The organism is Nonomuraea sp. NPDC003214, assembly GCF_053590035.1.
The window spans coordinates 478,321-498,906 of record NZ_JBSFSX010000002.1 but is presented as its reverse complement, the minus strand read 5'-3'; the positions used below and the strand labels follow the sequence as shown (position 1 = coordinate 498,906).

The window sequence follows — 20,586 nt, the reverse complement described above, 5'->3', positions numbered from 1 at the left end:
GATGTTTCCTCGTTCGCGGGTGACCTCCCGGCCGCCGTGAGACGGCCGGGAGGATGACCTACCTCGGGTTGATCGAACAGCAGGAGCTGCACGAGTCCGTCAGGTAGGAGCAGCTCACGGCCGATGCGCCGGTGTCGGGCACCGCGAAGCCGTCGCGCATGGTGGTGACGGACAGCTCGTTCAGGTCGAGGTCCTCGACCTGGAAGGAGAGGCTGGACATGGGCGGGGTTCCCTTCTGGGCGATCACTGGGGCTCGGTGCAGCAGCAGCACGAGGACGAGGACATCCAGGAGATGCAGCTCGACGAGGACGCGCCGGTGTCGGGCAGCGCGACGCCGTCACGCACGGTCGTCACCGAGAGCTCGTCCAGGGCCAGGTCTTCGACATCGAAGGCCAGTGCGTTCATGGGGGGTTTCTCCCTTTTCATCAATGGTTCGTGCTGTTCGGATGCGGTTCTGCGGAGTGGGACGGGCCTCCCTTCTCAATCGACGGCACGGCGGCCGAAGCCGCGCATGCCCGCCTCGGCCGCCACCGCGCCGGCGACGGCCAGGACCAGAAGGCAGAGCCACAGCGGGATGTGCGGGATCCGCGGCACCATCACCGCGCGCATCCCCTCGCTGACGTACGTGAGCGGGTTGACCGCGCACACGATCTGGAACCACGGCAGGCGGTCCAGGCCGGGCCACGGGAACTGGGTGGCGCCGGTGAACATCAGCGGTGTGAGCACCACCGTGAAGACGACGTTGATCCCGCGCGGGGAGACCGCCGTGCCCACGACCATGCCGACGGCCGAGCCGACGAAGGCGCCGAGCGCCATCACGGCGAGCGCGGGCAGGAGGGACGCGGGCGCCAGTGTGGCGTCCGGCAGGATCAGCAGGCCGAGCGGGATCATCACGGCGCCGGCCACGACGCCGCGGATCGTGCCGAACACGATCTTCTCCATCGCCACCAGCCGGGTCGGCAGGGGCGACAGGAGCCGGTCCTCGATCTCCCTGCTGAAGGAGAAGTCGAGGGTGAGCGGCAGGGCGGTGTTCTGCAGCCCGCCGACGAAGGCGTTCAGGGCGATGACGCCCGGCAGCAGGACGTCGCCGAACCCGCCGCCGACGTAGCCGAGGTCGGCCAGCACCTTGCCGAAGACGAACAGGATGAACAGCGGCTGGAGCAGGACCTGCGCCAGGAAGGCCGGCAGCTCCCGGCCGGTGACCACGAGGTCGCGGCCGAGCACGGCGGCGAAGGCGCGCGCGGTGGGCGGGCGCTCGTCGAGGACGCTCATCGCAGCTCCCGTCCGGTCAGGCGGAGGAAGACGTCCTCCAGGCCGAGCTGGGCCACGTCCAGGCCGGTCAGCGCGATGCCGTGCCCGGCGAGCGCCTTGAGCACGGCGGGCAGGACCTCGCCCGGCTCGCGGGAGGTGTAGAGCCTGACGCGCCCGCCGGGCATCGCCTCGACCCGTTCGACGGTCTCGACGGCCGTCAGCGCCGCGTCCACGTCCTCGGCCGGGGCCCGGCCTGGCTCGAACGAGAGCGTGAGCGTGGTGCTGCCCGGCAGCTCGCGGACCAGGGCGGCGGGGGCGTCCAGGGCCAGCAGCCGGCCCCGGTCCACGATGGCGACCCGGTCGCAGAGCTTGGCCGCCTCCTCCATCTGGTGGGTGGTGAGGACGACGGTGACGCCCCGCTCCTTGAGCTCCCGTACGCAGGCGTGGACGAAGATGCGCGACTGCGGGTCCAGCCCGGTGGACGGCTCGTCCAGGAAGAGCACCCGCGGCTCGTGCATCAGCGCCCGCGCGATCATGACGCGCTGGGCCTGGCCGCCCGACACGTTGTCGAGCCGGTCGTCGCCGCGCTCCGCGAGCCCCATGCGCTCCAGCAGCTCCCCGGCGCGCCGGCGCCGCTCGGCCCGGCGCACGCCGTGGTAGGCGGCGTGGAAGAGCAGGTTCTGGCGGATGCTGAGCGACCGGTCCAGGTTGTTGCGCTGGGGGACGACGCCGAGCAGCCGCCGGACCCGGGTGGGCTCCTTCGCCACGTCCACGCCGCCGACTCTCGCCAGGCCGCCCGTCGGGCGCATCCGGGTGGTCAGTACGCCGACGGTCGTGGTCTTGCCCGCGCCGTTGGGCCCGAGCACGCCGAACACCTCGCCGGAATTCACACGGAAGCTGAGCGAGTCGACCGCGGGCTGCGGCGCGCCCGGGTATTTCTTGGTGAGATTCTCGACCTCTACGGCATTCATGTGCCCGCCCATGCCAGTCAGGTTCCCGATGAAAACGGCTGCAGCGTATTCACGGTCAATTCGCAGCGTCAAGACGGCAATTCCGGCGATTTATCGGCCTTTACTTCGCGCGGCCGGGCCGTGTCAATACCGCCTTTCTCCTGTCAGGCGGCGGCCGGCCGGGCCCGCCCATACTGCGGATGTCGTTTCGGCCCACCGTGACGCGGAGGAGGTGAAGAACATGTCCGTGACCACCCGGTTCGACCTCGCCGACCTGGACCTGAGCGGGCTCCAGGTGACGGTGATGCGTGACGCCGTGGCCGTGCCCGAGGGCGGGGCCACGTCCGGCTCGTCGAGCAGCGACTCCAGCTCGACCTGCGGGTCGTCGTCGTGCTGCTCGTCCGTCGAGCAGCAGTAGTTTTCCGCATCGTCCTGCGGCCGGGCGCTTTTCCATCGGCGCCTGGCCGCACGGGCGCCATTGTTCGCAACGACTCAGTGGAGCGCACACATGATCGACGTCGTGTGCCATTATTTCGACCCGGAAAAGGCGCCGTTGCTGCGCCGCCATTTCATTCCGCTGGCGCGTTCGCTGTCCGCCGAGGGATTCGCCGTCCACCTCGACCGCCACTGGCTGCACGGGCCGCACGTCCTGCTGCGGTTCGAGCCCGGGCCGGGGGCCGAGGCGGCGGCGGAGCGGGCGGCCGACGCGTGCCGCCGCCACCTGGTGGAGCATCCCTCCACCGTGGCCGTGGACGAGGCGGCGCTGCTCGCGGAGGCGGAGGCGGCCGGTCGGGCCGAGCTCGTCCCCGGGCCCTACACGCCGATCCGGCCGGACAACACCGTCCTGGTGCGCGAGGCCGATCTCGGCGCGCTGACGGCGCTGCTGGGCTCGCCGCAGGCGGTGGCCGGGCGCTGTGCGCTGCTCTCGCTGGGGCTCGACGCCGTGGCCGGCTCCCTGAGCTACCTCGCCGACCGGGGCGACACCGCCAACGCCAGGATCGTGGTCGCCCTGGCCGCGATGACCGCCCACAGCGCGAACTACCCGGCCGGACTCGGCCGGGGCTATCAGTCGTTCCTGTCGCACGTCGAGGACTTCCTCGCCCACGACGACCCGGGCAGGACGCTGCGGGCCGCCTTCGACCGACACTGGTCGGCGCACGGGCCCGGCGTGAGCGCCATCGTCCGCGCCGCCGCCCCCAACCCCGCCGAGCCTGTGCCCGATGACCTGCGGGCGCTGGTGGCGGGCTGGCGGGACTGGTCGGCGGCCGCCTGGCGGCACGCGGACGCCACGCTGGACACCGGGGCGCTGATCGGCAGCCGCAACGGGCACGCGGCGGTCGCGGCCGGGTTCGGCGGCGAGACGGAGATCCGCTGGGACTTCTCCCGCCGCCGCTTCAGCGACTACCACGAGCTGCTCAACCGGTCGAACTTCCCGCGGATCGCGGTCAGCCGGGAGTTCGGCCTGTACCGGTTCGCCACGAACGTGCTCTACCGGCTGCTCGCCCTGTGCGATCTGCGGCCCGTGGAGCGCTACCTGGCGGCCTACCTGTTCAGCCGGGCCGTGGAGGAGATCAACGGGATGAGCTGGCGTGAGCTCCTGGAGCCCGTGGTGAGGTCCCGGTGAACGGCTCGCCGGACGCCGCCGTGCTGCGGCTCAGGCCGGTCGTGCGGGCCAGCCGACTGCCGGACGGCATCCACCTGCGGGCCTGGGGCACGTCGGTGAGCCTGGAGGGCGCGGCGGGCCTGTGGCCGCTGTGGGAGCACCTGCGCCCGCTCCTGGAGGCGGGGGTGACGGATGCGGGCCTGGACGCCCTCTGCCCGGACCCGGGCACCCGCCGCGCCGCGGACGTGCTCGTCGGTCAGCTCCAGGAGAACGACCTGCTGGTACGGGTCGCGCCCGGCGAGGCGGCGCCCCCTGCCGTGCGGTCCTGGCTGGAGTCGGCGGCGCCCGACCCCGACGCCGCCTGGGCCGCCCTGCGCGACCTGTGGGTGAGCGTGGACGGTGAGGGCCCCGTCGCCGACGCCGCCCTGGCCGCGCTCGCCCGCTGCCGCATGTCGGCGCACCGGACCGCCAGCACCGGCGTCCCACCGGGCCACCTGCGGCTGCGGGCCGCCGGTCTCGCGGTCCACGCCGGTCACCTGCCCGGCGCCGGCTTCGTCACGTACCCGATCGAATCCGGCGAGCCCGCACAGACGGACGGCGCCGCAGCGGCGGGGACGGTCGGCGGGCTGGTGGGGGTGGTGGCCGAGCGGCTGGGGCGGCTGCCGGCGCGGGCCTGGACGCCCGCGGCGGCGGAGCTGCTCGCGGCGGCGGCCGTCGACCGGCTGCTGCGCGCCTGCGCGGGCCTGCCCGGCAGGCCCGGGGAGATCCTCCTGGTACGTCCCGGGCAGCTCACCGCCGCGTACCGCCCCTGGCCGCCCGCCGATCCCGCGCCCCGCGCCCGGCGGATCACGCTGGAGGAGGCGCTGCGCCGCGCCGGGCTGGTCACGGACCCGGAGCTCGGCCTGCTCCCGGAGGTCCGCGTCGACGGCCTGGCGCAGTTGCCGGTCTCGATGGCCGTCTGCGACGTGCCCGGGCTGCCGGTCGCCGGGATCGGCCCGACCGTGGAGGCCGCGCGCCTGGAGGCGGTCCGGGCGGCGGCGCAGGCGCGTCTCGGCGCCGACCCGGCCGTGGCGGCGGTGGGCGCCGACGAGCTGCACGCCCGGGGTGTCCTGCTCAGGCACCGCGCGGACCGGGCGGCCGGGCGCGTGCGGCCGGGTGACTGCGTGACGCACGACCCGATCGCCGCGCACTGGTGGCGGACGCTGGCGGAACGGCTGCGCGAGCCCGTCCGGCTCCAGGTCCGCGACCTCGGCGGCGCCTGGCACGCGGAGATCCACGACACCGGCGGCGACCGCCTGGCGTGGGCGGTGGAGCTGGAGCGCGACAGCGCGGTGGCGATGGCGGCGCTCGCCGCGGCCGGCGCGTCGTACGCGGGCCCGTCGATGCGGGCGGCGGCCGTCTGCGGCGCCCTGCCCCCGCCCGACATCACCGGCGAGGAGATGGACGAGGACCTGGGCCGCTGGCTGTGGCCGGCCCCGATCTCCCGGGACGAGGAGGCGCTGCAGGAGGTGCTGAGCCGGGTGACCGGCTGCCGCCCCCGCCTCGACGACTCCGACACCGACCTGGCGGCGGCGGGGTTCCAGATCTGGCGAGGAGAGGGATGAACGCGAACGAAGCGGCGCGGCTGCTCCGGGAGGCGCTGGCCGGGGCCGCGCTGACCGTCCGCGACGGCGACGGCCTGTCCGCCGGGGAGACCGCCGTCGTGGTGCTGGACTCCTGGACCCTCGCTTCCGTCACGGAGCTGGCGGCGCGGGCCAGGGCGGCGGGCTCGACCCTGCTGCCGGTGCGCTGCGACGGCGGCCTGGTGCTCGTCGGGCCGCTGGCCGGGCCGGCCGCCACGGGCTGCCTGGCCTGCGCGGAACGCGCGCGGCTGGACGCGCTGCCGGGCCGCGTCCCGGCGGGCGCGCCGCAGACGATGGGCGGCACGGTGCCCCCGCAGGCCGCCGGGCTGGTGGCGGCGCTGGCCTCGGACGTCGTCACGGCGGGGACGACCGGCGTGCTGTGGGCGCTGCGCGGGGAGGACCTGGAGGTCTCGGCGCATCGGGTGCTGCCGTTCGGCGGCTGCGCGGTGTGCGCCCCGCTGCCGGCGGACGCCCCCAGGCCGGTCGGCGCCGGGCGCCATCCGGTCGCCGGGTCCTCGCTGCGTGAGGACAATCCGCGCACCGAGACGGCCGCCCAGCTCCGTGACGCCCTGGTGGACTGGCGGCTCGGCCCCGTCCTGCGGCTGTATCGCTGGGAGGCCCGCACCCTGCCGCTGGCCAGCGCCCAGCTGGCGGGCAGCGCGGGCCTGATCGGCACCGGCTACGGCAGGGCGGAGGACTTCGCCGAGGCCGAGCGGGTGGCGCTGTTCGAGGCGGTCGAGCGCCTGACCGGCATGCGCCCGCGCGGCGTCCGCCCCCACGTGTACGCCACCCGCGCCGAGCTCGACCCGGCCGTCGCGCTGGACCCGGCCCTGCTGGGCCTGCACGAGCCCGAGCTGGAACGCCACCCGGACTTCCTCCTGGAGCCCTACTCGCCGGACAACCCGGTGCACTGGGTGTACGGCTGGTCGCTGACGCACTCCCGCGACAGGCTCATCCCCGAGCAGCTCGTCTACTGGGACTCACGCGGCTGGTTCGACGGCCGCAGGCAGCGGATGCTCTACGACTCCTCCAACGGCTGCGGGCTCGGCTCCAGCCAGGCCGAGGCCGTGCTGCACGGCCTGTTCGAGGTGGCCGAGCGCGACGCCTTCCTGATGGCCTGGCACGCGCGCACGCCGCTGCGCCGCATCGCGCCGCCCGCGGACGACCCGGAGCTCGGCCGTCTCATCGACCGGCTGGGCAGCATGGGCCACGACCTGCTGCTGTTCGACGCCTCCAACGACTTCGGCGTGCCCGTGGTGCTCAGCATGACGCGCCGCCGCGTCCCCGACCCGCGCCTGCCCGACGCGCTGTTCGCGGCCGGGGCGAACCGGCACCCGGTCCAGGCCATGCGCTCGGCCGCGACCGAGGTGTACATCAACGTCCGGAACAAGGCCGACAGCCGGATCGCCGCGTTCGACCGGGACCGGCTGCTGCCCATGATCGACGATCCGTTCCTCGTGCGCACCCTCGACGACCACGTCTTCATGAACGCGCTCGACGAGGCGCGCGACCGGTACGAGTTCCTGCTCGGCGGCGACTCGGCCGCGCCGTGGCGCGAGCTGTGGCCGGAGCCCCCGCCCTGCCGCGATCTGGGCGCCTACCTGGAGGAGTGGGTGGACCGGCTGGCCTCGGCGGGCCTGGAGGTGATCGCCGCGGACCAGTCGGAGCCGGTCACGCGCGACCGGCTCGGGCTGCACGCCGCCAAGGTGATCGTGCCGGGCTCCCTGCCCATGACGTTCGGGCACGTCTACCGGCGCACCAGGAACCTGCCCCGGCTCCTGGAGGTGCCCGCCCGGCTGGGCCGGCTGCCCGCGCCCGCCCGTTACGAGGACCTGCCGTTCCATCCGCACCCCTTCCCCTGAGCCGAGGTGGACCCGCCGATGACCACGCCCGCTGTCGACCTCTGGACGAGCCTGCACTGCTTCCTGCACTGGGACGCGGAGCGCAACGACGCCTTCCTCACCGGCTCGGCCGGCCCGCTGCTCGACGGCCTGCGCGCCGACGGCCTGCTGGAGGACTGGTTCTTCATCAGGTACGGGGAGGGCGGCCCGCACCTGCGCGTGCGCGCCCGCGCCGTCGCCGACCCCGAGGGGCTGCGGCAGGCGCTCGCCTCGCTCGTCGGCGACGCCGGCTTCCCGGCTGCTGAGGGCTGGACCCCGCACGGGACGGTGGCCGAGATCGCCTACGAGCCCGAGACCGAGCGCTACGGCGGGGCGGAGGCGATCTCCGTGGCCGAGGAGGTCTTCTGCCGCTCCACCGAGATCGTCCTGGAGGCGCTGCGAGGCTCCCCTGCCTCGCGGATGAACACCGCGCTCCCGCTGATGTACGCGACCGCGCTCGGCCTGGGCCTGGACGAGCGCGCCTGCGCGGCATGGCTGAGAAGGCACGCCGGGGCCTGGCGGCTGGCCGTCGACACGCCCAAGCTGCCCCCGGCCGTCCCGCTGGCCCGCGCCGAGGCCATGCTCGCCCGGCAGCGGGACAAGGTGCTGGGCGTGCTGACCGGCACCCGCGCCGCGGTGCGCGACGGCGACGGGCTCGCCGCCCGCTGGGCTCAGGTGGTCGCGCGGGCGGACGCCGAGCTGGCGGACCGGGGCGTCGCGGCCGGGCGCCGCCTGGCGGTGTGGGCCTCGCAGCTGCACATGCTGTGCAACCGGCTGGGCGTGCAACCGGACGAGGAGCGGGCGCTGTGCTGGGTGGTCGCCGGCGCGCTGGCCCCCGAGGCCGGGCTGGACCAGCGCTACCTGGAAGGCTCGAAGTACCCGCCCGGGCAACTGCCCGAGCTGGGCGACGACGAGCGCGGCGAGCCGGCCGCCGACCATCCGGGCTGGCGGGCCACCACGGTGGCGCTGCCCCCGGGCCCCGCCTTGGACATGCCGCTCGGCCGGGCGTTGCGGGAGCGCCGCTCCTGCCGCCACTACACCGGCCCGGTCGCCGCCGCCACGCTGGGCGCCCTCCTGCGCGAGGCGTTCGGCGGGCCGGCGCGGCCCGGCGCCGGCGGCTGGGCCACGCGCACCTTCCCCAGCGCGGGCAGCAAGTACGCCGTGCGGCTGCGGCTCATCGCCTGGTCCGTCGACGGCCTGGCGCCGGGCACGTACGGCGTGGGCGGGCAGGGGGACCGCCTGCACCGGTACGCGGACGCGCCCGGCCAGGCTGAGGCGGCGGCCACGTCCATGTGGTTCACCACCGGCCACCCCGAGCGGCACCCGCTGCTGGTCGACCTGGCCCGGGTGCCCGCCCTGCTGGCGCTCACCGTGCACACCGACGCGCTCCGGGCGAAGTACGGGCTGCGCGCCCTGCGCTTCGCGCTGCTGGAGGCCGGGCACGTCGCCCAGAACCTGGCCCTGGCCGCGACCGGCCTGGGGCTGGGCACGATCCCCGTCGGCGGCTTCTACGACGATCTGGCGCACGAGCTGTTCGCGGTGGACGGGGTCACCGAGGTCGCGCTCTACCTGCTCCCGCTGGGCGTCCCGGACGAGGTCAGCCGATGAGCCCGTCCTCCCTGGCCCGGGTGGCGAGGTCCAGCTTGGTGTAGGCGTTCCGGCCGCAGTCGGCGTACTTCTGCTTGATCCTCTCCAGGTACTTCTTGGCCGTCGCGGGCCGGATGCCGGCCCGCCGGGCGGCGGCGGCGAGGGTCAGCCCGGAGGCGTAGCCGAGCAGCACCGCCCGCTCCTGGCCGGACAGCCTCGGCCCGGCGGACGCCACCGCGCGGATGGCGGCGGCGAGCCGGCCCCCCGGCGGCCCGCCGTCGCCCAGGGGCAGGACCAGCCGTCCCTCCTCCCGGAGCAGGCGTACGGTCTCCGCGCCGCCGGGCGGGCCGCTGACCGCGGCGTGGACCACGACGACGTGGGCCGGGACGCTCTCGGCGCGGCGCAGCTCCGCCAGGGAGCCGGCGCGGGTCAGCAGGCACAGGCCGGGATCGGCCGCCAGCGAGGTCATGGCCGCGACGAGCGTGCCGGGATCGTCGATCACAAGAGACACCGAGATCATACGAAGCTCCATACGTGTCCTGACAAATCCTTGTCACACGGTAGGAGCCCGGATTGGACGGGGACTGGACGGCGAATGGATCACCCCGGCCCGGACCCGCTCTCGCCGAGCTTCGCCAGCTCGCCCGCCTCGCTGAGGTTGCCCATGCGCCGGAACAGGCTCTCCGCCTCCCGCCAGGCCGCCAGGGCCGCGCCGGACTCCCCGAGCAGGGCGTGCGCGTGCCCGAGCGCCTTCAGCACCATCGCCTGAAGGTGCAGCACCCCGTGGCCGCGGAAGACCTCCAGCGCGACCAGCAGCGCGTCCCGGGCCTGCCCGGCGCGCCCCTCCAGCAGGTCGCGGGTGGCCTTGCCGCGCCGCACCAGGGCGAGCGCGAACTCGCCGCCCATGTCCGTGGCGAGCGCCTCCGCCTGGTCGAGGTAGCCCGCGGCGTCGGGCCTGCCGAGCAGCACCCCGCTCTCGCCGAGCACGAGCAGGGCCAGCAGCTCCTTCACCCGCACGCCGAGCAGCCGGGCGAGCCTCAGCATCTCCAGCAGCAGGTGCCGGGACTCCTCGGTACGGCCCTGGTAGAAGCGGACCATCCCGAGCGAGCGCAGCGCCATCAGCCGCAACCGGCTGAGCCGGCGGCCCTCGGTCCGCTCCAGCACGCGCTCCAGGTGGTGGGAGGCGAGCTCCAGCTTGCCCTGCTCGCGGTAGATGAAGCCGAGCGCGGAGTGGAGGAAGTCCAGCTCGGCGTCGTGCCCGAGGGTCACGGCCAGCGCCTCGGCCCGCCGGAGCTGCTCCAGCCCTTCCTCGCCCAGCCCGCCGGCGACCAGGGCGGTGCCGAGCAGCACCTGCGCGTCGACCTCCCCGTGCCGGTCTCCCACCTCCCTGAACAGCCGCAAGGACAGCTCGGCGTGCTCGCGCATGACCTGCGGGCGCACCACGGGCAGGCACGACAGGTAGGCCAGGCTGCGGGCCAGGACCGCCCGCCCGCGCGGCTCCGGCTCGCACGCGGACAGCGCCACGGTGTGCACGGCGCGCCACTCGGTGAGCAGGTCGCGCATCTCGTAGAAGCCGACGCAGGCTTCGGCGAGGTTCCAGCAGAGGTCGGGGTGGCCGTCCTCGGCGCACTGCGCGATCGCCGCCGCCAGGTTGGCGCGTTCGCTCTGGAACCAGCGCACCGGGTCGGCGAGCATGGCCTCCGCCCTGCCTCCCGGCAGCCGCCTGCGCGGCGCCTCGCCCTGGAGCGGGAGCAGCGTCCGGTAGGCGAGCAGCCGGTCGGCGTCCTCGGCGAGCGCGAGCCAGGTGGCGAAGGCGCGCCGCCGCGCTGCCCGGCGGTCCTCGGCGCTGTCCTCCGCCTCGGTGCGCTCCCTGGCGTACAGCCGGATCAGGTCGTGCATGCGGTAGCGCGACTCGCCCGTCTCGTCCTCACCGGCCACGGTCACCAGGTGGGCGTCCACGAGCAGGTCGAGGATCTTCGCCGTCTCGCCCTGCGGCGCGTCGAGGAGGGTCGCGAGCACCCAGTCGGCGAAGTCGGGCACGTCCAGCAGCCCGAGCAGCCGGAACCCGCGCCGCGCGGAGGCCGGCAGCGAGGCGTAGCTGAGCCGGAAGGACGCGCGCACGGCCAGGTCGCCGGCGGCGAGCTGGTCAAGCCGGCGCCGCTCGTCGCCCAGCTCCCGGTGGAACCGGCCCAGGCTGAGCCGGGGCTGGGCGGCGATCCGGGCTCCGGTCACCCGGACCGCGAGCGGGATGTGGCCGCACGCCTCCACGATCGCCCGGGCGGTCGCCTGGTCGGTCCGCACCCTGGACTCGCCGACCAGGTGGATGAGCAGGTCGAGCGCCTCCTGGGGGTGGAAGACGTCCAGGTCGACGTGGTGGCCGCCGCTCAGCCCGCGCAGCCTGGACCTGCTGGTGACGACCGTCGCGCAGGTGGGCGCGCCGGGCAGGAGCGGGCGCACCTGCGCCTCGTCGAGGGCGTTGTCCAGCACGACGAGCACCCGGCGGCCCGCCAGGCGGCTGCGGTAGAGCGTCGCGCGCTCGTCCAGCTCGGCGGGGATCACCGAGCCGTCCACGCCCAGCGCGAGCAGCATGCGGTTCAGCACGGACGCGGGGTCCACCGCGTTGCCGTCGGTCCCGTGCAGGTCCACGTACAGCTGGCCGTCGGGGTGGCTCTCGCGCAGCCGGTGACCGGCGTGCACGGCCAGCGTGGTCTTGCCGACCCCGCCCATGCCGGTGATGACGACCAGCGGCATCGCGGTCCGCTCCCCCGGGCCGAGCATGCGGGTCAGCGCCGACACCTGTTCGAGCCGGCCGCTGAAGTCGCTGATGTCGGGAGGGAGCTGGGCGGGCGCGGGGAGCCGGGCGGGACCCGGCGGGGCGGCCGGCTCGTCGTGGAGCGCCGTGGCGTGGACCGCGCTCAGCTCGGGGCCGGGGCGGACGCCGAGCTCTTGCTCCAGGCGCCGGCTGATCTCCCGGTAGTGCAGCAGGGCGTCGGTGCGCCGGCCGCCTTCGAGGCAGAGCCGGATGAGGACGCTGTGGACGCGCTCGTCCAGCGGGAGCATGCGGGCGACGTCCTCGGCGAACGGCAGGAGGTCGGCCGCCCTGCCCTCGCGCACGGCCACGCCGGCGAAGCGGCCGAGCGCGTCGACCAGCTCCCCCGCCAGGCTGGTCAGCCGGGGGTGCCCGGCCAGCAGGGGCAGCTCGGCGAGGGGTTCGCCCCGCCAGAGCGCCAGCGCCCGCGCCACCTGGTCGTAGCCGGCCGGGTGCGCGGCGAGCTCACGGAACCGCGCCACGTCGACCTCGACCAGGCCCGGGTCCAGGGCGTAGCCGTCGCCGACCCGGGGCAGCAGCGGGCTGGACGCCCGGCTGGCCCGATCGGGCTCCAGCGCGTGGCGTAATCGTTTGACGTAGGTCTGGACGACGTTGACGGCGCTCGCCGGGACCTCCTCGCCCCACAGGGTGCCCGCCAGCTCCTGAATCCGCACCGGCCTGCCCTCGGCGAGGACGAGGCTGGCGAGCACGCAGCGCTGCCGGGTGGAGCCCAGATCGACGGGGACCCCCGCTCTCGAGGCGACGAGGGGTCCGAGGATCGCCATCCGTAGAGTCACGCCAGGCAAGTATGGCGGCCCGGCACCGGAGATCCAATGCCTGGGCCCTATCGGTCCGCCCCGCCAGGGCCGGGGTTCAGCGGCCCGCCTCCCGTCCGGCCAGGTGACCGGCCAGGTGGTCGATCACCTCGCGGGCGTCGGCCTCGATCCCGTGGATGAACGTGGATTTGCGCCGCCGCAGCAGCGGCAGCCCGAGCGCGTACAGCCCGGGGCTGTCGGCGACGCCGCCGTCGTGCCGCAGCCGCCCCTTCCCGTCGAGCACCGGGACGTCGAGCCACCGGTAGTCGGGGCGGAAGCCGGTCGCCCACACGATCGTGCCGATCTCGCCGCCGCGCAGGTTCAGCCGCAGCCGCGCCGACTCGGGCACCCGCGTCGGCTCGAACCGTTCGGGCGGGCCGACGTCGGGCCCGTGGGCGCGGGCCCAGGCGTCGAACGTGTCGAGCAGGCGTTCCATCTTGAGGTCGGCGAGCGAGAACACGTTCCGCAGCCCGCCGGAGAACAGCGCGTGGCCGTCGCGGACGGCGGCCCAGCGGCCCACCAGCTCGACGCCCATCGAGGTGAGCGCGTTGAGGTCGAGCGTCGGGCGGCCGGGGGCGCCGACGAGCTGGGGCGAGGGCAGCCGCCTGGCCCGCGCGAGGTCCGGCACCTCGTCGTGCCGCTGGTCCCACACGCCCGAGGCGCCCATCCACCACAGCACGTCGCGCCCCCGGTAGGTGCGGGGCAGCCGTACGTGCTCGCCCACCGAGAGGATCACCGGCCGGCCCGACCGGCGCAGCTCGGCGGCGAGCTGCACGCCGGTCGCCGACGCGCCCACGACGAGCACGCCGCCGTCGGGGAGCCGGCCGGGCTCGCGGTAGTCGTACGGCGTGAGCTGCTCGACGGACGGGGGCACCGCCTCGGCGAACGGCGGCACCGACGGCAGGTTGCACGCGCCGCTGGCGATGACCACCGTCCGGCAGGCGATCTCGCCGTGGCTGGTCGTCACCCGGTAGCCGTCACCGGACTGCCGCACGGACGTGACGTCCGTCCCGGTCCGCACGGGAGCCCGGGTGAGCGCGGCGAAGCCCTCGACGAACTGCGTCACCTCCTTCGCGGTCATGTAGCCGTCGGGGTCCGGGCCTTCGTAGGCGAGGCCGGGCAGGCGGCTCTGCCAGTTGGGGGTGAGCAGCCGGAAGGAGTCCCAGCGTTCGCGCCGCCAGGAGTTGGCCACCTCGCCGCGCTCGATCACCAGGTGGTCGATCGACCGTGCGCCGAGGAAGTGGCTCGCCGCGAGGCCCGCGTGCCCCGCGCCGATGACGACGGTGGTGACGTGCTCGATGGCTCGGCCCTCTCAGGCGACGTCGACGGTGACGTTCGTCGGGTTCGTCAGGGCGTCGAACACGGCCGAGCGCTTCTGGGACTGGGCCACCAGCGCCTCGATGTCCTGCTTCGAGGCGTCCGCGTCGATGTGGAACGTCACCTTGATGTCGTTGAAGCCGTTGCGGACGTCGGGGTCGACGCCGAGGATGCCGCGGATGTCGTGCGCGCCTTCGAGCGTCGCCTCGACCGAGCGGAGCTGGATGCCGCGGTTCTGCGCGACGGAGGCGACGCCGGCCGTCAGGCAGCTCGCCAGGCCGACGAGGAGGTATTCGATGGGCGTGACGCCGTTGTCCTCGGCGGCGAAGACCTCGGGGTGGTCGGCGTCGAAGACCGCCTCGCTCTTGTGGGCGCGCTCCTCCCCGAGACCGTAGAACTCCTTGACGGTCGTGGTGCTGTGGACGCCGTTGCGCCAGGTGGACGAGGCCCGCCAGACGAACTGCGCGGCCTCGGGCGCGTCCTTCAGCGCCTCGCGCGCGTCCAGCAGTGCCTGCACGTTCACTCCGTTGGCGACCGTGGTCGTCATGTCCCGCCCTCACTCCCTGTATTACTGGTAGGGATTTGACCATACACCCCCGGTGGCGGTTGGATAAGCCCCATGTCGCAGCCAGCCACGACGTTCGCGGCCGACCAGGCCGGCAGCGTCGGCACCGTGGAGACCCGGTACCTCGACCTGCCGCGGCCGGTGCCCCTCGACTGTGGCCGGGAGCTGCATCCCGTACGGATCGCGTACGAGACCTATGGCGTGCTGTCGCCCCGGCGTGACAACGTGATCCTCGTGTGCCACGCCCTCAGCGGTGACGCCCACGCGGCGGGCCTGGCCAAGGCGCCGCCGCCGGAGAGCACGCGGGACGGGTTCGGCGCCCAGGACCGCGACAGCGCGGGCGGCAAGGGGCTCGGCTGGTGGGACGGCATGATCGGCCCCGGCAAGGCGTTCGACACCGACCGCTTCTTCGTCGTCTGCACGAACCTGCTCGGCGGCTGCCGGGGGACGACCGGGCCGTCGTCGATCGACTCGGCGACCGGGCGGCCGTACGGACCCGACTTCCCCGTGATCACGGTCGCGGACATGGTGCGCACGCAGCGCGCGTTCCTCGACGCCCTGGGCGTCGAACGGCTCGCGGCGGTGGCCGGGGGCTCGCTCGGCGGCATGCAGGCGCTGGAGTGGGCCGTCCGCTACCCCGGCCAGGTCGACGCCGTCGTGGTGATCGCCAGCACGCACGCGCTGCACCCGCAGGGCGTCGCCTGGAACGCGATCGCCCGCGACTCGATCATGCGCGACCCGGCCTGGCAGGGCGGCCGCTACTACGGCACCGGCCGCGCGCCTGACGCCGGCATGGGCGTGGCGCGGATGGTCGGCCACGTCACCTACCTGTCCGCGCCCGCGCTGGAGACCAAGTTCGGCCGGCGGCTGCAGTTCGCCGACGACCTGCGCTACACGATCAGCGAGCCGGAGTTCGAGGTGGAGAGCTACCTGCGCCACCAGGCCGACGCGTTCGTCAAGCGCTTCGACGCCAACACCTACCTCTACACCTCGCGCGCGCTGACGTACTTCGACCTGGCCAGGCAGCACGGCGGGCAGCTCACGCGGGCGCTCGACGGGGTGTCGGCGCGCACGCTGCTGATCGCCTTCAGCTCCGACTGGCTCTACCCGCCGTCGGCGTCGCAGGAGATCGAGCAGGCGCTGCGCGCGCTCGGCAAGCCGGTCGAGCTCGAGGTCATCGACGCGCCGTACGGCCACGACTGCTTCCTGCTGGAGGAGGCGCGGCAGACACCGGTCATCCGCCGGTTCCTGGCCCCCGGAGGGGCCGCTTGATGTCGAGGAAGAGGCCCAGGTGAACGACCGGATCCCCCGTACGGAACACGACCGCGAGTTCGGCTTCGAGACCCGGCAGCTGCACGCCGGGCAGCGGCCGGACCCCAACACCGGCGCCCGCGCGGTGCCGATCTTCCAGACGACCAGCTACGTCTTCGAGGACCCCGAGTCCGCGGCGGCGTACTTCAACCTCCAGGAGTACGGCAACACGTACTCGCGCATCATGAACCCGACCGTCGCCGTGTTCGAGGAGCGGGTGGCGAACCTGGAGGGCGGGTCCGGCGCGGTGGCGTTCGCCAGCGGGATCGCCGCGCAGGCGGCAACGCTGTTCACGCTGCTCCAGCCGGGCGACCACGTCGTGTCGTCCTCGGCCCTCTACGGCGGGACGGTGAACCAGCTCAAGCACCTGCTGCGCAAGATGAACGTGGACCTGACCTGGGCCGACCCCGACGACCCGGACGCCTGGCGGCGGGCGGTGCGGCCGGCGACGAAGGCGTTCTTCGGCGAGACGATCGGCAACCCCGCCGGGAACGTGCTCGACATCGAGACGCTGGCCGGCATCGCGCACGAGCACGGGCTGCCGCTGATCGTGGACAACACGTTCGCCACCCCGTACCTGTGCCGGCCGATCGAGTGGGGCGCCGACGTCGTCATCCACTCGGCGACCAAGTTCATCGGCGGCCACGGCACCAGCATGGGCGGCGTCGTCGTCGAGGCGGGCACGTTCGACTGGTCGAACGGGCGCTTCCCGGTGATCGCGGAGCCGTCGCCCGCCTACCACGGACTGCGCTTCCACGAGACGTTCGGCGAGTACGGCTTCCTGATGAAGCTGCGCGCCGAGACCCTGCGCGACCTGGGCGCGGCGCTGTCGCCGTTCAACGCCTTCCTGCTGCTGCAGGGCCTGGAGACGCTGTCGCTGCGGATGGACCGCCACGTCGGCAACGCGCGGGCGGTCGCGGCGTTCCTGCAGTCGCACGAGCTGACCTCCGGCGTGACCTACCCCGGCCTGCCGGAGAGCCGCTACCGGCCGCTGGCGGACAAGTACCTGCCGCGCGGCGCCGGCGCGGTGTTCTCGTTCGACTGCGCCGGCGGCCGGGAGGGCGGGCAGGGCCTCATCCGCGGCCTGACGCTCTGGTCCCACCTGGCGAACGTCGGCGACGCCAAGAGCCTCGTCATCCACCCCGCCAGCACGACACACCGCCAGCTCGGCGACGAGGAGCTGCGGGCGGCCGGCGTCGGCCCCGGCACCGTGCGGCTGTCGGTCGGCACCGAGTCCGTCGACGACCTGATCTGGGACCTCGAACAGGGCCTGGCCCAGGTGGCGGCCACGATCGGCGTGAAGGCGGCCTCGGCATGACCGCGCCCGGCCGCTACCAGGACGCCCTGACGATCCAGCGCGTCCTGCACGCCACCCGGACGATCGCGATCGTCGGCCTGTCGGGCAACGAGCTGCGGGCCAGCCACTTCGTCGGCTACTACCTCAAGCGGCACGGCTACCGGATCGTCCCGGTGAACCCGCGCGAGACGGAGATCCTCGGCGAGCCCAGCTACCCGAGCCTGCTCGACGTGCCCGTCCCGGTCGACCTGGTCAACGTCTTCCGCGCGCCGGACGCCCTGCCGGAGATCGCCCGCGACACGGTGGAGATCGGCGCCGCGGCCCTCTGGGGCCAGTTCGGCGTCGTCAACGAGGAGGCCGCGCGGATCGCCGAGGACGGCGGCGTCACCGTGATCATGGACCGCTGCCTCAAGGTCGAGCACGCGCGTTACGCGGGCCGGATGCACTGGCTCGGCTTCAACACCCGGCGCATCACCTCCGTGCGCGGCGGCCTCCAGTGATCCACGCCCCCGCCCGGCCCCCCGTGGAGGTGGCCGGGCGGCCGGGGTGACATTGATCTATGACTGGGCGTGCAGTTGAATGAGCGGGTGCGTGGTGGGCGGGTGGTCTCCCCTGTTCTGGTGGCGCGGGAGAAGGAGCTCGCCCGGCTCGTCGCGCTGGTCGAGGGGGCTCCCGCCGTCGCCGTCGTCGAGGGCGAGGCCGGCATCGGGAAGTCGCGGCTGACAGCCGAGCTGCTGGGCGGTCCCGCGGTGGCGGGCCTGCGGGTGCTGGCCGGGGCCTGCGTGCAGATCAGGGAGCCGTTCCCGCTGGGCCCCGTCGTCGAGGCGCTGCGCGGGCGCGCGTCCGAGCTGGCCGGGGCGGCGCTGTCGCCGGTCGCCGGGGCGCTGCGCGAGCTGCTGCCGGAGCTGGCCGCCGAGCTGCCGCCGACGCCGCCGCCGCTCGACGACCGGGCGGCCGAGCGGCACCGGGTGTTCCGGGGGCTGGCCGAGGTGCTGACCGCGCTGGGCCCGGCCGTCCTGGTGGTGGAGGACCTGCACTGGGCCGACGGGCAGACGGTGGAGTTCCTGACGTACCTGATGTCCGTGCTGCCCGGCACGTTGCGGGTGGTGCTGACGTACCGGGGCGAGGAGGCGTCCGAGGCGGTGCGGGCGATCACGGCACGCGCCCCCGACACGATCAGGGCCGAGCATCTGGTGCTGCCGCCGCTCGACGCCGCCCAGACGCGGGTGATGGCCTCGGCGATCCTCGGGGCCGAGGAGGTGACGGCCGAGTTCGCCGAGCATCTGTGCCTGCGGGCCTCCGGCCTGCCGCTGGCCGTGCAGGAGTTGCTGGCGCTGCTGCGCGACCGCGGCACGCTCATCCGCTGGGAGGGCGGCTGGGCGCGGCGGGCGCTGGAGGAGCTGGACGTGCCGAGCGGCGTGCGCGCCTCGGTGCGCGAGCGGGTGGCCCGGCTGTCCCCCGGCGCCAAGGAGGTGGCCGAGCGCGCCGCCGTGCTGCAGCTCCCGGTGCCGCTCGCGCTGCTGTCGGGGCCGGACGACGTCGGGGCGATCGACGAGGTGCTCGGCTCCGGGCTGTTCGCCGACACCGGCGGGCTGGTCGGGTTCCGTCACGTGCTGGCGGCGCAGGCGGTCTACGAGGCGATCCCGCTGGGCCGCCGTCAGGCGCTGCACGCCGCCGCCGCCGACACCGTACGGGGGCTGCGGCCGGTGCCGCTGGGCCGGCTGGCCCACCACCTGCGCCGGGCGGGCCGGGCCGGGCAGTGGGTCGAGGCCGCCATCGAGGCGGCCGAGCAGGCGTCGCGGCTGGGCGACGACGCGGAGGCCGCGCGCCTGCTGGAGGAGGTGCTGCGCGACGCCGACCTGCCGGCGGCGCGGCGGGCGGAGCTGACGGTGAAGCTCGGCTGGGCCGCCCTGGAGCTGCTGCGCCCGCCGCCGGTCGCCGACCTGGTCACCGGCGCGCTGGAGCAGGACGTGCCGCCCCCGCTGCGCGGCCAGTTGCGCATGCTGCTGGCGCTGCATCTGGAGCGGACCCGCACCGACGGGGCCCGCATCGGCGAGGCGTTCGCCCGGGCCGCCGAGGACCTGGCCGGGGAGCCGGGGCTGGCCGCGTGGGCGATGGCCGGGGTGGGCCGCCCGCCGAGCGGCCTGCCGCCCGAGGAGAGCCGGTCGTGGCTGGAGCGGGCGCTCGCGACCCTGCCCGCCGTGGCCGATCCGGCGATGCGCATGCTGGTGCTCGGCAAGATCGCGATGATCTTCGTGGTGATGGGCGACCCGCGCTGGGCCGCGCTGGCCGGTGACCTGCTGCGGGAGACCGGCGGGCGGCGGCTGCTGCGCCGCGAGGTGAACGCGTACCGCTCGATCGGCGGCGCGGCCCTGTTCAGCGGGCACCACCGGGAGGGCCGCCGGCTGCTGACCGCGGCGGTCGAGGAGGGCGCCGAGCCCGACCTGCGCGGGCGGCTCGAACTGCGCTGCCTGGTCAACCTGGCCGCGGCCGACTACTTCGAGGGCTCCTGGCGCGGGCTGCCGGACCGGATGCAGGAGCTGCGCGACCAGTTCGGCGACGAGCCGCACGAGCGCATCCTCGTCGACATCGTGACCGCCTGCCTGGCCGCGGTGCAGGGCCGCCAGGAGGCCGCGCTGGCGCCGCTGCTCGACGCCGCTGCCGAGGCCCGGGCCCGGGGGCAGTACGACGACCTCGTGGTGCCGCTGGCGATGCTGCTCAGGCTGGCCGCCGCGCGGGGCGAGCCGGAGCCGGCGATCGAGGCGGCCGTCGAGGCGGGCCACCACTGGGAGGCGAGCGAGCTGTGGCCGGTGGCGGTCCGGGCGCTGCCCGCGCTGACCGAGGCGCTGCTGGCGGCGGGCCGTCCGGACGAGGCGGCCGGCGTCGTCGCCCGGCACGCCGCCCGGCTGGCCGGGCTCGACGCGCCGCTGGCCGCGCCCGCGCTCGCGCACGCCCGCGGGCTGCTGGCCGAGGCGGGCGAGGAGTGGGGGCGGGCCGCCGTGGAGTTCGCCGCCGCCGCCGACGCCTTCGAGCTGGTCCCGGCCCGCTACGAGGCCGCGCAGGCCCACGAGAAGGCGGCCGCCTGCCTGTTCGCCCTCGACGACCCCGAGGCCGCCGTCCGGCTCGGCCGGGCCGTCGCGGCGTACGCGGATCTCGGGGCGCGCTGGGACCTGGACCGCGCGACCGGGCTGGGCCGCAGGTGGGGCGTCCGGGCGGCGGCGCAGGGCGCGCCCGCGCCGGGCGGCGGCGACCACGCGCTGTCGGCCAGGCAGGAGCAGGTGGCCCGGCTGGCGGCCGAGGGGCTGACGAACCAGCAGATCGCCAGGCAGCTCTTCCTGTCGCCGAAGACGGTGGACAAGCACGTGAGCGCGGCCATGCGGAAGGTAGGGGCGCGGTCGCGGACCGAGCTGGCCCGCCACCTCCTCCCCAGCGACTGACCCACCAATTGGGGATTTTTCCCCATAGGGCACCCCATACCCCACCCCATCCCGCTGCACGACACTTTCGGCATGTCCGAAACCATCGACGAACCCGGGCAGCCGGACCCGGACGACCCCTCCGACACCGGCGAGCCCCAGG

17 protein-coding genes are annotated in these 20,586 nt (G+C 74.8%); 9 read left to right on the top strand and 8 right to left on the bottom strand.

Features of this window, described 5'->3' with window-relative positions; all coding sequences use genetic code 11:
• Positions 1 to 58: 58 nt before the first annotated feature.
• From ACWDXC_RS07315 to ACWDXC_RS07300, 4 genes are all read right to left on the bottom strand, one after another.
• Positions 59 to 220, bottom strand: a complete 162-nt coding sequence (locus tag ACWDXC_RS07315; protein WP_219519446.1) for a thiazolylpeptide-type bacteriocin — start codon at positions 218 to 220, stop codon at positions 59 to 61.
• Positions 221 to 243: 23 nt separating this feature from the next.
• The gene (locus tag ACWDXC_RS07310) at positions 244 to 405 is read right to left on the bottom strand and encodes a thiazolylpeptide-type bacteriocin (RefSeq protein ID WP_219519441.1); all 162 of its coding nucleotides are present in this window, start codon (positions 403 to 405) and stop codon (positions 244 to 246) included.
• Between the two features lie 75 nt (positions 406 to 480).
• On the bottom strand, positions 481 to 1,272 hold the full coding sequence (locus ACWDXC_RS07305) for an ABC transporter permease (protein WP_364174207.1): 792 nt from the start codon (positions 1,270 to 1,272) through the stop codon (positions 481 to 483).
• Complete coding sequence (locus tag ACWDXC_RS07300; protein WP_449979062.1) at positions 1,269 to 2,222, bottom strand: ABC transporter ATP-binding protein; 954 nt, start codon at positions 2,220 to 2,222, stop codon at positions 1,269 to 1,271. The genes ACWDXC_RS07305 and ACWDXC_RS07300 overlap by 4 nt, the downstream gene beginning before the upstream one ends.
• A 220-nt stretch (positions 2,223 to 2,442) precedes the next feature.
• Between ACWDXC_RS07300 and ACWDXC_RS07295 the strand changes: the two genes are divergently transcribed.
• The 5 genes from ACWDXC_RS07295 to ACWDXC_RS07275 all read left to right on the top strand — a co-directional run bounded on the left by ACWDXC_RS07295 (position 2,443) and on the right by ACWDXC_RS07275 (position 8,914).
• Complete coding sequence (locus ACWDXC_RS07295) at positions 2,443 to 2,619, top strand: thiazolylpeptide-type bacteriocin (protein ID WP_219519431.1); 177 nt, start codon at positions 2,443 to 2,445, stop codon at positions 2,617 to 2,619.
• A gap of 90 nt (positions 2,620 to 2,709) precedes the next feature.
• Entirely contained in the window at positions 2,710 to 3,825 is a 1,116-nt protein-coding gene (locus ACWDXC_RS07290; RefSeq protein ID WP_449979058.1) for a hypothetical protein, read from the top strand.
• Complete coding sequence (locus tag ACWDXC_RS07285) at positions 3,822 to 5,408, top strand: hypothetical protein (RefSeq protein ID WP_449979056.1); 1,587 nt, start codon at positions 3,822 to 3,824, stop codon at positions 5,406 to 5,408. Before ACWDXC_RS07290 ends, ACWDXC_RS07285 begins: the two co-directional genes overlap by 4 nt.
• Positions 5,405 to 7,288 (top strand): TOMM precursor leader peptide-binding protein, encoded by a 1,884-nt coding sequence (locus ACWDXC_RS07280; RefSeq protein ID WP_449979054.1) that lies wholly within the window; start codon positions 5,405 to 5,407, stop codon positions 7,286 to 7,288. The genes ACWDXC_RS07285 and ACWDXC_RS07280 overlap by 4 nt, the downstream gene beginning before the upstream one ends.
• An 18-nt stretch (positions 7,289 to 7,306) precedes the next feature.
• Positions 7,307 to 8,914, top strand: a complete 1,608-nt coding sequence (locus tag ACWDXC_RS07275) for a thiopeptide-type bacteriocin biosynthesis protein (protein WP_449979051.1) — start codon at positions 7,307 to 7,309, stop codon at positions 8,912 to 8,914.
• Here the strand turns inward: ACWDXC_RS07275 and ACWDXC_RS07270 are convergent.
• The 4 genes from ACWDXC_RS07270 to ACWDXC_RS07255 form a co-directional block, all read right to left on the bottom strand.
• Positions 8,904 to 9,413 carry a hypothetical protein gene (locus tag ACWDXC_RS07270; protein ID WP_449979048.1) on the bottom strand — a complete coding sequence of 170 codons (510 nt, stop codon included), beginning with the start codon at positions 9,411 to 9,413 and terminating at the stop codon, positions 8,904 to 8,906. The genes ACWDXC_RS07275 and ACWDXC_RS07270 overlap by 11 nt on opposite strands.
• An 80-nt stretch (positions 9,414 to 9,493) precedes the next feature.
• Positions 9,494 to 12,499 (bottom strand): BTAD domain-containing putative transcriptional regulator, encoded by a 3,006-nt coding sequence (locus tag ACWDXC_RS07265; RefSeq protein ID WP_449979045.1) that lies wholly within the window; start codon positions 12,497 to 12,499, stop codon positions 9,494 to 9,496.
• 76 nt (positions 12,500 to 12,575) lie between these two features.
• Positions 12,576 to 13,793: an NAD(P)-binding domain-containing protein gene (locus ACWDXC_RS07260; protein WP_449979810.1), complete on the bottom strand. Its 1,218-nt coding sequence runs from the start codon at positions 13,791 to 13,793 to the stop codon at positions 12,576 to 12,578.
• 36 nt (positions 13,794 to 13,829) lie between these two features.
• Positions 13,830 to 14,381: an OsmC family protein gene (locus ACWDXC_RS07255; protein WP_219517866.1), complete on the bottom strand. Its 552-nt coding sequence runs from the start codon at positions 14,379 to 14,381 to the stop codon at positions 13,830 to 13,832.
• A 72-nt stretch (positions 14,382 to 14,453) separates the two neighbouring features.
• Here ACWDXC_RS07255 and metX point away from each other — a divergent pair, with 72 nt between their 5' ends.
• The 4 genes from metX (at position 14,454) to ACWDXC_RS07235 (ending at position 20,444) form a co-directional block, all read left to right on the top strand.
• Entirely contained in the window at positions 14,454 to 15,671 is a 1,218-nt protein-coding gene (gene metX / locus ACWDXC_RS07250; protein ID WP_449979041.1) for a homoserine O-acetyltransferase MetX, read from the top strand.
• 19 nt (positions 15,672 to 15,690) lie between these two features.
• The gene (locus ACWDXC_RS07245; RefSeq protein ID WP_449979039.1) at positions 15,691 to 17,028 is read left to right on the top strand and encodes an O-acetylhomoserine aminocarboxypropyltransferase/cysteine synthase family protein; all 1,338 of its coding nucleotides are present in this window, start codon (positions 15,691 to 15,693) and stop codon (positions 17,026 to 17,028) included.
• Positions 17,025 to 17,507, top strand: a complete 483-nt coding sequence (locus ACWDXC_RS07240; RefSeq protein ID WP_449979037.1) for a CoA-binding protein — start codon at positions 17,025 to 17,027, stop codon at positions 17,505 to 17,507. Before ACWDXC_RS07245 ends, ACWDXC_RS07240 begins: the two co-directional genes overlap by 4 nt.
• A 102-nt stretch (positions 17,508 to 17,609) precedes the next feature.
• A complete protein-coding gene (locus ACWDXC_RS07235; RefSeq protein WP_449979034.1) occupies positions 17,610 to 20,444 on the top strand; it encodes an ATP-binding protein in 2,835 nt (944 codons plus the stop codon).
• Positions 20,445 to 20,586: the final 142 nt, after the last annotated feature.